Source organism: Albidovulum sp. (assembly GCF_049646345.1).
GTDB lineage: Bacteria > Pseudomonadota > Alphaproteobacteria > Rhodobacterales > Rhodobacteraceae > Albidovulum.
The window spans coordinates 1-11,347 of sequence record NZ_JBARVQ010000112.1 but is presented as its reverse complement, the minus strand read 5'-3'; the positions used below and the strand labels follow the sequence as shown (position 1 = coordinate 11,347).

The window sequence follows — 11,347 nt, the reverse complement described above, 5'->3', positions numbered from 1 at the left end:
GTGTTGCCTCCGGTCTGGGCGGCGTCGCCCGCTCCGCAGGCTCCGCTGCGATCTCACCCCTGCGCAAGGCCGCTGCTTCGGCCGCTGGAAGCTTGCGCGCAAGTCATGCCGAGGGCGCACGCGCCGGGTTTGCCGCAACGGGCGGCACATCTTCCTCAGGCCCGGCTGCGGGCGCTTCCGCGTCACCCGCCGGTGGCCCCGCAGGTAGCCCGCCCGCCTGGGCCCAATCCATGCGCCGCAACCAGACGATGAGCCACGGCGTCTCTGCCGCCACCCATGCACTGCGCTCGGGCGACAGCCCCGGCGGTGGTGCCTCCGTTCCTCTGTCCGAAAGTGATCGCACATGAGTTTTTTCAAACGCGCCTCCACCCATTACGGTAAGACCCCCGAACCCGAGACCCCGTATCAGAAGGCCACCCAGGTCTGGGACGAACGCATGGGCACCGCCCGGGTGCAGGCGAAGAACTGGCGCCTCATGGCCTTTGGCTGCCTGATTCTGTCGGCCGGGTTCGCAACGGCACTGGTCTGGCAATCGGCGCGCGGTACCGTCGTGCCCTACGTTGTCGAAATCGATAGTCATGGCGAAGCACGGGCCGTTGAGGCGGCAACAGCGGGGTATAGCCCGAGCGATCCGCAGATCGCCTGGCATCTCGCCCGCTTCGTGAAGGAAGTCCGGGGCTTGCCGGCTGATCCCGTGGTGGTCCGCCAGAACTGGCTGCGCGCCTATGAGTTCACAACCGACCGTGGGGCACTAGCGCTGAATGATCATGCCCGCGCCAACGATCCGTTCACGAGGGTGGGCGAGCAGCAGGTTTCGGTTGATGTCTCAAGCGTCATCCGCGCCTCGCCGGACAGTTTCCGTGTCGCCTGGACGGAGCGGCATTACGACAACGGTCAACTGGCCCGCACCGAACGCTGGACCGCAATCCTGACCCTCGTGATCGATCCACCGCGCACCGCTGAGCGCCTGCGCGCCAATCCCCTTGGAATTTATGTCAACGCGATCAACTGGTCGCGGGAGATGAGCCAATGACCCAAAAATGTCCTGTCCTGCCCATCGTCTTGCTTGCCGCTACAATCCTCACCGGATGTGCCAGCGACCGCCCGCCGCAGTTTGCCTATGACGATGCCGTCCCGCCCTTGCCATCGCCGCCGGTCACTGCGCCAGATGAGCGACCAAGACCTCTGCATGTCCCGCCCGCCTGGACCCCGAGCCGGGGCGGAGAAGCGGCTGCGACACCTGTCGCACAGGTCGGGAATGCCAATGATGCGGCCCGGGTCGAGCCTCGGCAGGCGGGGTATTTCAACGCGATCCAGATCTACCCTTGGTCTGAAGGCGCGCTCTATCAGGTCTACGCCGCCCCGGGCCAGATCACGACCATCGCGCTCGAGCCCGGCGAGCGCCTGACCGGGACCGGTCCCATCGCGGCGGGTGACACCGCCCGCTGGATCATCGGAGACACCGAAAGCGGGTCAGGCCGGGACGCCCGCGTCCTCGTCCTTGTGAAACCCACGCGCGCCGACATCAGCACCAATCTCGTCATCTCGACCGACAGGCGCACCTATCTGATCGAGCTCAATGCCAGCGAAGAGACCTGGATGCCCGCCATTTCCTGGGCCTATCCACAAGCGCCGGAGACGCCACGAATCGCTGCCGCCACGCCGAGAATTCCGCCACCGCACGCGCGCAATCATCGCTACGGATTGCAAGTGCAAGGCGATAGCCCGCCGTGGCGGCCGGTCTCCGTCTTCGATGACGGACGCAGGGTCTATGTCGTCTTCCCGCGCGGGATCGGACAGGGAGAGATGCCGCCGCTTTTCGTGCTTGGCACAGATGGCGAGTTGGAGATCGTCAACAGCCGCATCCATGGCAATGTGTTGATTATTGACCGCCTGTTCGGCGCGGCCGAACTCCGCCTCGGACGCGGTCCTCGACAAGAGGTCGTGCGCATCCTGCGGATGGAACCGCAATCCGACGCAGCCGCCGCCCAAGCAACTGCGGAGCGGCCGACATGACGGAGACACCTCATGACACCGCGTCGGCCATGCGGTTGCGGGCCGATCCGCCCCGCGTGACGCGGATTTCACGCAAGGTGATCATCAGCCTCGGTGTTGTTGCGGGCCTCGGGATTGGTGCAGCGATGGTCTATGGCCTCCAGCGTCCGGACCGCATCGATGGACCGGACGAGTTGATCACCACCGACCGTCGGCAGCCGGCTGATGGCTTGCGGGATCTACCCGGCAGCTACGATGCCATCCCCCAACTTGGCCCATCGCTTCCGGGCGATCTTGGCGGCGGTATTCTTGATGCGCAGCGGCGCGGCCAACCTGTTGCGGCACCCAGCCTCACGCCTCCAACAATGGACCCGGTAGAGCAACAACGTCTGGCTGAACTGGAGGCCGCCCGCGTCAGCGAGCTGTTTTTCCAGATACGGTCAGGCGCTCAACCAGCGTCCTCCGCATTCCAGACGCCGCCTGGCGCGTCGGGGGCTGGGCTTAACGTTTCCCCAGAAACCGATCCCCGGCAGGCCTTCCTGAACGCACCTGCCGATCGCCGAACAGTCGCGCCGGACCGCGTCCAGCCCCCGGCCTCACCCTTCCTCCTGCAGGCGGGCTCCATCATCCCTGCGGCGCTGATCACCGGTATCCGCTCCGATCTGCCTGGGCAGATCACCGCCCAGGTCATCCAGAATGTCTATGACAGTCCAACCGGCAGCTTGCTCCTGATTCCCCAGGGCACACGCCTGATCGGTGAATACGACGATGGGGTCACTGTCGGTCAGCGCCGCGTGCTATTGGTCTGGACGCGGCTGATCTTTCCCGACGGTAGGTCTATTTTTCTAGAACGCGAACCAGGGGCGGATACCGCCGGGTTTGCTGGGCTCGAGGATCGCGTCGACAATCACTGGGCCAGTATCCTGCGCGCGGCAGGTCTTTCGACGCTGCTGGCTGTCGGCGCGGAATTGGCGGTGAACGAGGAAGACCGCCTCGCCCGTTCGCTCCGCGACGGGGCTCTGGACACGATCAATGAGGTCGGCCAGCGCATAGTCCAGCGCCAGCTTGACGTTCCGCCGACCCTCACGATCCGCCCGGGTTTCCCCGTCCGTGTGATCGTCACGCGTGATCTTGTCATTGCACCGCCATGAGGTTGATATGACCAAGCTGAAACTCGGCCCTATCCCGGACGACAAGCCAGTCAAGCTGACCCTCGAACTCCCTGCAAGCCTCCACCGCGACCTCCTCGCGTATGGCGAAATCCTCGGACGAGAAGCAGGACGGGGGCCAATCGAACCAGTCAAACTTGCTGTGCCCATGCTAGAGCGCTTCATGGCAACGGATCGCGCGTTCGCGAAGGCGCAGCGGGAAAAGACAGGACGAACTTGACAAAGCGGACGCCTCGATGAACGGCGCTGATTGGCAGTTTAAGACCGGTTCGGTCTCGGAAATTGCCGCAAAGGGAGTGGCCGCCAGTGATCTGGATCCTCGATCGCAGGCGGCCAAGTGGTTCAAACCGATTTGATTCCGTTCTTCACGGTTTTCTTAGGGGATGCCTTGAGGTCTTTCGGCATTTCAGTACCGGCAGCTTGGTGAAACTTCCTCATCATCTTCATCTTGTGCGTAAGCGGACCGACTAGCCTTAAATTGTCCACACGATTTTCCTTGACCCCGTCACGGCGTTCCCATTTGTGATCAAGCTCCATCGTTCGCCGCTTCCCAAGCCACTGCTCCTTAGGAGCGATAGGGGCTTTGCCAGCCTTCATCTTTGCGACGTTTTCCGGAGTGGCATGCCTTGTCTTTAAGAAAGCGGGGTCTTCCGCCAGTGCTTTGTGAACTTTCTTTCTGGTAGTGCCGAAGGTCTTCTGTGTCCATTTCATCGCCTTGTCTACTAAAGACCCAGAAAAAAGCACGTTGGAGCGATCGAGTTTTTTTGGCTCTTGGTTAGACGTCGCGGTACCTTGCATCTGGCCACGCGTTAAGGACGCAGCGGTGTTCTGTGGGGATCTTGCCTTGACCTTTGGCGCGCTACTCAGGCCCTTTGCGGCTGCTTTTCCATTTGATCTTCCCGTGGAGTTCGGCGATTTCATTCCCTTAGGCATTTGTAGTCTCCTTCGCTTTCAGAGTTTCGGGTTCAATTGGTTCATGTGGCTCTTTGCACTCTCCGGATGCAGGCGAGTGAGATCTGGCGTTGTCTTCAAGTTGAGCGATCAGGTTTTGCTTCGTCGCAGCGAGTGCATCGGAGTATGTGTTTTTATCGACGGCTTCTGGGCTCCGGTTGAACCGTTGCCTGGCTCTGATGAACCGACCCTTCATGGCGGGGTGTTCAAAATGGGCCGGTCGCCAAGGACAAAGCTTGACTAATCCTCTTTGCTTTGTGCGTACGAATGCAACCATGCGGTCCTCGCCCATCTTCGAAAGAAGATTGGGAGGCAATAAGTCGACCTCTTCGCGTACCATTTGATATGCACGCCAACCGCCGCCGGCTCCCGGGATTTTCTCGATTTTTTCTTGCAAGGTTTTGCCGGCGATTTCACAGATGTGCTGATCTAGATCGGGGTCTGCCCCTACCTTGCCAAAAATGCGAACGACGGCGCTGTTCGACCATTTCGCATAGGTTCCTTCACCCCATCCAAGATCGATCTGTTGGGTGTTTTGTGCGGAATAGACCCAGTGGACACCTTTCTGGCGGTGGAAATCGACGATCTCTCGAAGCATCGGTGCTCCACCCGTGCCGGTAGGCCCCGCAAATGCGGCAATCTCATCGATCCAGAGCGTGACAGTAGGGGAGGGTAGGCGCTTTGTTGCCTCTGCACTCAATTGAATGCGCTGCTCTATGAGCGCCCCGAGTAGAAGCCTCAGTAGAGCACCGCTTACGTCGATGGTCGATTGCGCTAGCTGGATCGCGACATCGATTGATGGGTCCGCAAGCAAGATCCCTGGATCAAATCGGTTATTTCCAGTTCCGCACACCATCGCAGACTTAATAGGATGCGCGAGAAAACCGAGCTCTGGCGAGTAGATCGCTGCTAAGGAATTGAGGAACTCTGGATCGTCAGTCCGTGCTGCAAGGGTCGACGACAGTGCGCGGAATGCAGGATGACCTTCGTCGGCCCAGAAACGTAATTCGTCGCTGATATCGCGGTCAGTCAAATGTGCATAAACGGTTTCGAGAGTCGGCTCTTCGTCGAGAACGCGCCCAAAATAGATCGTGTTCGCGATTGCTGCTGCAATCAGCTCGCGGGCACAACGTTCGAGAGTTCCATGCTCGCCTCTCTCTTGGATCACCAATGCGGAGATCCTCATGACATGGTCCCAGAAGTCTTGATGCTCCGGATCAATTGTATTCAGAACATTTAGGGTCGCAGTTTCGCGACCTAGATCAGTCGAGATGATCAACAGTCTACGACCCGCCGCCTCGATCAATGGTAGGTCTTTTTCAAACACATTGCCTTGTGTCTCAATCAATATCTTCGATGATTGGCTGAACATGAGCCAAGTAGTCTGGACAAGCGTCTTACCGGCACCTGAGCCACCGATCAGCATGGCGCCATTGCCTGCATCGGCAACGATCATTCGACGGAAGTCAAAGATCGTCATTTCAACTGGCCGCACAAGGCTCACGAGCCAAGAAATCGCCAGCCATGGCCAACACCAAGGCCGCCATCTCGGCGGACCTGAGAAACCAATAACAAGCATGCCAGCTTTTAGCTTTGGACCGACAATGGTGTTCCGGAGCACTCTAGCGGCATTCCGCCGCGCTCCAATCAAATTGGAGTTCGCCCGCCAAAGCGACGTTATACGGCTTTGGGCCAGCTTGCGCTCACGAGGCGTACGCTGGGTCTCTCCACCGTATCTGCTGGCGCCATATAGAAAGATGCGCAGCGACCAAGCCAACACGATTAGGCTCAGGGCCGTTAGAAGCGGATCCATTGCCATTAGGTGCCGGGATAAAGGCAATGGCCCCCAAACCGGAATCGGAACGGCCTGTGGTTCGCCGAGTAGCCCAGCGACGATACCAGCCGCGGCGTTCCAGAGTGGACCGAAAAGCCATCTCGACACTGGGCCGAGAACTTCGGGAAGCGTACTCTCCGCAGCCTTCGACCAAGCACGAAAGAGTGCGTAAATCCCGGCAAATCCCATGTACGTCGACAGAGCCAGAAACTGAGGCATAGTACCGTCAAGGCGCTTTAGCATGCCAAAGGTCAGGCCCATAATAATGGCAGGACCAAGAATTAGCCCAATGGTCGTTAGGTTGCCCCCGAGCGCGGGGAAGATCATGTCAAGCGACATGAAACCGATCAGGGCAAGGATATAAAGCCACCCCTTCTTCCGAAGTACACCGAGAAGACGACGGAAAATCCAGCGCATCGCACGAAAAACGAACATATCTACTCCTCCCAAACCCTCTGGCCTTCCGACGACCCTCGATTGCTTCCCTCCGAGGCGGACTGGCGGGCATCCTGCTGCCGCTGAAAATCGCCCCAAATGACCTTTCCTTCCCCTGCCGAAAGGAGTTCGTCGTTTATGTCGACAAGCGCCTGACGCCACCATTTGATCGCGCTCTCGGGCACGCTATGCGCGCGGAACTCGGTCGCGCCTCGAAGAGCGCTCCCGTTCCCGGTTAGGCGCAGAACACTCAGCTCTTCGAGGTCTTTCGGCAGACAATGCGGCATCGGCTTCATGTCCCAACGCGCCGCTTCTGCTGCTGCGATGCTACGTTGTTCTGGATCGCCGTTTGCCGGAACCAGAAAAACGTGATTGATCGTCGGCCGCCAAGGACCAAGCAGCTTAGGGCGCAAGGCTGGCAACGGGTGGAAAAAAAGCTGCCAGACTTCGCGACGTTGCAGTAGCGGAAGCAACAGATCCTCGTCGAGTTTCCGTCCGATAGGGAGGCGGACCGGGGTGGGGGAGCGCGGGTTTAACCTCGCCAGCACCTGCGCAAGAAGGACGATGGCAATCTCGACTATCAACGCGACGACCACGGCCGGCGATATCCGTTCCCACTCCTCAGCTGAGATTGGATCTGCCGCACCTATCAGATGCAAAAGATACTGAAGCAAAGACCCGAAGCTTGTCTGCAGGGCCAGGTTCTGATCGGCTTGGGCCGCTTGCGGAGCCAGGTTCGGAAGCTGCATCGTGGCTTCCAAAGCTTCACGGGCATCCCTTAATGTTGTCAAAACTGTAGCATCAAAACACACAAAGTCTCGACCGGTCTGCACATCGCGGTGTGTCCCCGAAGCAAAGGCAGAGATCCGTTCATCATACCAAGCCTGCATTTCGCCGATCCGCGGATCGAAGCTCAGATCCCGCAGCGCAGCTAGCATTTCTTGAAGATCTTCATCTATCGGAACTGCAGGCAAATCCAGGGCCGCTCTTGCAGAGCTTGCTAGCTCCTCTGAGATTTCCGCAAAAGAGCTGGCCTCTGTCGTCATGGCAAGTCTAAGGCGCCAGCGGGGGCCTTCACCCGGCTCTACCGCTGGCCCGTCGCAAGAACGACCCAGCACCTCTGCTTCTCGTTCCTGACTCGCGGTCTGAGAAATCAGGCGCGACATGCGGGCAAACTCATTCTGTCGAGCAACAAAACCCGTGCCGGCTTCGATTATCGAGCCAGCTCGCTCGTATGTTTCCGCGCGGGCGATCTGTTCCAGTGCCCCGAGCGGGTTCAGCCACAAGGCGACTGCCATCAAGCCGGAGGTGAGACTCGCTGCGATACCGCCAAAAAGAAATCCGAACCGTGAAAACACGTCATAGCCGGTCAGACCGGCCATGATCCAGAATCCAGTAACCAATCCTTGCACCACCGAAGCAGCCGCGAAGGCGCCAGTCCTTTCGAGCCATACAGGATCAAAGGGGAGGCGGTCTTCAAGGCTTGAAAACGCGCCCCTGACCAGCTCCGCGAAGCCCATGGTAGTTCCGAGCAGGCTGAGCATGGAGAGGAGGAAGAGCGCGAAGATTAGAACTCGCTTGAAGCTTTTCGGAACATTCGTTTGTGCGTCGGGGTGAACGCTTCCATATGCCATTTGTTATTCTCCGGTGCTTGTGGTGTTTTGGGGGTCGGCGGCCGCAGCAGCCAAGCCAGAGTCCAAAGTCTCCAGCGCGAGAGTGCGAAGGTCTGCGGCCGTCACTCCGGTAAGCGGAATGTCGATTTGGGGTGAGCCGATCATGGTGAAAACTGCGATATCGCGCATGACGCCGTTGGCATCTGGGCAGGTGACCTGCAGGGCGATGTATCTGTCTCGGATGCCCGTGCCGGCTTCATCCGCGGTCTCGGAGCTACCTGTCTTCCCAATGATGGAAGCCATGTCGCAACCGCGCTGGACAAGAGGTTCACGAAGGTCGCGCAGGGTACCCTGAGGATGCATAACCGGCGCGGCGAGGACATCACGCAGTAATGCAGGATGGGCAGTGAACAACTCTGCGGGCAAGTCCATGAACCCTTGGCGTGGGCCTGCAGAAATCTGCGGCAGGTAGCCAAACGCTGGCTGGCCATCGATGCCCCTGCCAAGCGCAGTTAGAAACCGGATGAAGCGCTCTGGGCTATTGGGAACGCCTACACCGGTCACGATCCGTCGGCGATCTTCTTCGTCTGCAATTTGGGCCCCCAGATCCTGCATGCCCTCGAGTACTGTTGGCACTCCAAGAATACGGATTCCTTCAGCAAGGGCCCGGTTCGAGGATCTCGCAATGCTTTCCTCGAGCGTCAGCCATTGCGCGCGATCACTGCAATCGGCAGCTGGAGCGCCGTCGGCATCGCTCAGGCCGAGCGCGTCGCGCGGGCAAAGATGAGTGATACCTTCGGCGGCCAGCCGTAGTCCGAGATAGAGCTTCGGCAGCGAGCCAAGACTGCGTGTGACCTCACCACGTCCATATGCGTCTTCGCTAGGCACCACCGGTCCGTGAAACAGGCCGCCGCGTGATTGGTGTATTGCTACGACGTTTTCGGATTCGTCGTCGAACTCGACGGCTACAGCAAGGACATCGACAGAGTGCTGCCCGTTATCGCAAACCGTATGACAAAGCTCTTCTCCGATGCTGCTTGCCGTGCGGTTCCTTACATCTTCGACGGCGCGCGAGAGCATGCGCTGTGCAGTCGGGTCCAAATAGGTTTCTGCGGTGCCCGCCTCTGGGCCAAGCAATAAGCGCTCGTCCCTAAGAGCAGCAAACGCGCCCGGCAGATGAGTTCCGGTGCCGTGGGTCCAGACTGACACATGCGGCAGGAATTCTGCTAATGCCTGGCGCGCTGTCTCGGCCGCATCGTCCGTCAGCTGTCCCTCTTCTTCCAAACGAGTAAGGCAGTCGTCGTCTGCTCGTCCCTTCGCGGCGGCCAGACTGGAAAGGAATAAGTCGTGACGAACGCTTGCGGTTTCAGGTCTAGCGCTTGGCGCCGGTATCACGATCTGAGTGTAAAACGCAGCGGCAAAGAGACATGCTTCCCATTCTGTTTCTATGTGAGTGCGGCCAAACAGCGCCTCCATAGCCATCTCACCAGACACCGACATTCCGCCGGCCGGCCCGCTATGGATCAACAGGACAGGATTGGTCGACGCGGCGAATCGATCGCGTTCAATGCCTTGAGGTAGCGACGTGGCGACTAAGGCCACCATGTCGCGCATGTTTTGGATTTTTTGCGCTTCAGTGAGCTGCCGACCATGCATATCCCGCAGCGTTTCGAAGCCACTCAGCACAGCTGTAGATCCGCCAAAGCGAGCAAGGTCGGGCGACCAGAGCCGCTGGACTTCGCGGAGAACCACCCGGCCAAGACCCCGAGCGTTAAGCGCATAGAGGGTGCCCGGCCCGTTGTGGCTTCCTTCAAGTGCGGCGATGGCTGGTGCCAACAGCTCAACAGTCCGATCGTCTTGGATGGATGATGTCATGAGATGTGGAGTCAGTGTCTCCCGTTCGTCCGGGCTTTCACCAGGCTGAAGGCAACCGTGTGCTACAGGAATCCAGCTTGCACTTTGACGGGTTGCATCGACCACTCTTGCGCGGCTGGCGCAAGCTAGGGCTATAGAGACCTCGTCGACCACTTCGTGGCCATTGAGAGCACCCGACACCATATTCTGCGTCGCCTGTTCGACTATGTCTGAGAAAGCGAATGCCGCAGCCAGCACACTGACCGGAAGCGCGGCAAACAATGCTATCGAGGCCGCTATCTTGCGCGGCATAGACGCAAGCCCGAAACGCAGGCTCTCAGCCTGTTGCACTTCTAGACGCTCCGTGGTTTGCTGCGTTTCGGCAACGGAACGTTTGCTAAAATTACGTAGGACTACTTTGGGCCGTGCCAGATAACTATGAAGAGTTGCATCGTCCGCTCGTGCGTCAAAGAGCCCGGCAGCCTGGTGAAGGCACTCATCCTCATAACGGTAATCATTCGCGTCATCTCGACCCGTCGCTTTTTGAGGGTCGGTGTCGCCGCTTCGGTTACGCCCGCGGCTATCTGCTTGTGCCTTTCCTTCATGCATGCGAGCACCTCGAAAAAAGATTGTTCGAGGTCACACCAGCAGAACGCCGCGCAGAAAGATATTTCGGTTAATCCATTGTTAATTGTTGAGCATATACGAACAGTGTATCTGCGAATTGGAGCTAGAAGCGCCAAATCTCCCGCAGTATTGTGAAAGCCTTTTCTGAAACAGTGTCGCAATTTCCTCAGTCGATGGGCAACACCTATTCCGATCCAGCGCTGAAAGCTAAACGTCAGCCTCATTCTCGAAAGCTTGGGCTCAAGTCACACTGCTACTTCTGAGCACGGTTTCCCTAGAGCCCTGTCGTTCCGGACAGCAATCAAAAACTACAGCCAGAAATCAGCCGCTTCACTTCAAAATACGGCTGCACTTTTTTGACACCAAGGAAGAATGCGCTTGTCATTTCAGGCGTCGAGGCTAGTCTAGGGCAAAGGTTTTAGGTAGTCCGCGTAAGTGGGTTCGAGGAAGAGGTGGGGGAGCACGTTTGGAACCGCTTGATGCGCTACTAGCGTACCTTTTTTGGTGCAATCCCAGGCAGTATGGTGATGCAGCTTTCTCAGGCCCACTGCTATGCGAGGAACTGAATGCTAACTCGGGCCCCTCGAGTGTCATATATGTTCAGCCGCCTGATCTAAGCCTCCTGCGCCAAGGCCGGCCGATTTCCGAAGCAAAGAAAACGGCTATCAGTCAGCTCTTGCGAGGTTCTGAAAATGTTGAAAAGCGTATGCATATCGCGAAAAAGCTAGGCTTCCCTGAGCTTTTGACCTTTGGCACGTACCGGGAACTGATCGATTCTTTCCAGCAGAACTTCAAAGAACGTTTTTCTGGTGGTTCTTGCGAAATCGAATGTGTTGCAGCGTCTAGCGCAGACTTTATTGGAACTGAAA

Annotated in this window: 9 protein-coding genes and 1 pseudogene; 6 read left to right on the top strand and 4 right to left on the bottom strand. The window is 58.5% G+C overall.

Annotated elements, in window-relative coordinates; translation table 11 throughout:
- From WBB85_RS02905 to WBB85_RS02885, 5 genes and pseudogenes are all read left to right on the top strand, one after another.
- A pseudogene (locus tag WBB85_RS02905) lies at positions 1 to 347 on the top strand (P-type conjugative transfer protein TrbL); the annotation flags it as partial.
- Positions 344 to 1,033: a conjugal transfer protein TrbF gene (trbF, locus tag WBB85_RS02900; protein WP_432637123.1), complete on the top strand. Its 690-nt coding sequence runs from the start codon at positions 344 to 346 to the stop codon at positions 1,031 to 1,033. The pseudogene WBB85_RS02905 and the gene trbF, both read left to right, overlap by 4 nt.
- Positions 1,030 to 2,016, top strand: coding sequence for a P-type conjugative transfer protein TrbG (gene trbG / locus WBB85_RS02895; protein WP_432637122.1), 987 nt, complete (start codon positions 1,030 to 1,032; stop codon positions 2,014 to 2,016). Before trbF ends, trbG begins: the two co-directional genes overlap by 4 nt.
- On the top strand, positions 2,013 to 3,146 hold the full coding sequence (locus WBB85_RS02890; protein WP_432637121.1) for a TrbI/VirB10 family protein: 1,134 nt from the start codon (positions 2,013 to 2,015) through the stop codon (positions 3,144 to 3,146). Before trbG ends, WBB85_RS02890 begins: the two co-directional genes overlap by 4 nt.
- A gap of 7 nt (positions 3,147 to 3,153) precedes the next feature.
- Positions 3,154 to 3,384, top strand: coding sequence for a DUF2274 domain-containing protein (locus tag WBB85_RS02885; RefSeq protein WP_432637120.1), 231 nt, complete (start codon positions 3,154 to 3,156; stop codon positions 3,382 to 3,384).
- Positions 3,385 to 3,506: 122 nt separating this feature from the next.
- On the opposite strand, the gene WBB85_RS02880 is transcribed toward WBB85_RS02885, so the two are convergent.
- The 4 genes from WBB85_RS02880 to WBB85_RS02865 are packed head-to-tail and all read right to left on the bottom strand — an operon-like array spanning position 3,507 to position 10,460.
- On the bottom strand, positions 3,507 to 4,097 hold the full coding sequence (locus WBB85_RS02880) for a hypothetical protein (RefSeq protein ID WP_432637119.1): 591 nt from the start codon (positions 4,095 to 4,097) through the stop codon (positions 3,507 to 3,509).
- Positions 4,090 to 6,384, bottom strand: coding sequence for a type IV secretory system conjugative DNA transfer family protein (locus WBB85_RS02875; RefSeq protein WP_432637118.1), 2,295 nt, complete (start codon positions 6,382 to 6,384; stop codon positions 4,090 to 4,092). The genes WBB85_RS02880 and WBB85_RS02875 overlap by 8 nt, the downstream gene beginning before the upstream one ends.
- Before the next feature lie 2 nt (positions 6,385 to 6,386).
- Positions 6,387 to 8,018, bottom strand: coding sequence for a hypothetical protein (locus tag WBB85_RS02870; protein WP_432637117.1), 1,632 nt, complete (start codon positions 8,016 to 8,018; stop codon positions 6,387 to 6,389).
- Positions 8,019 to 8,021: 3 nt separating this feature from the next.
- On the bottom strand, positions 8,022 to 10,460 hold the full coding sequence (locus tag WBB85_RS02865; RefSeq protein WP_432637116.1) for a hypothetical protein: 2,439 nt from the start codon (positions 10,458 to 10,460) through the stop codon (positions 8,022 to 8,024).
- A 484-nt stretch (positions 10,461 to 10,944) separates the two neighbouring features.
- Between WBB85_RS02865 and WBB85_RS02860 the strand changes: the two genes are divergently transcribed.
- The coding region (locus WBB85_RS02860) for a hypothetical protein (protein WP_432637115.1) at positions 10,945 to 11,347 on the top strand (403 nt) is incomplete at its 3' end.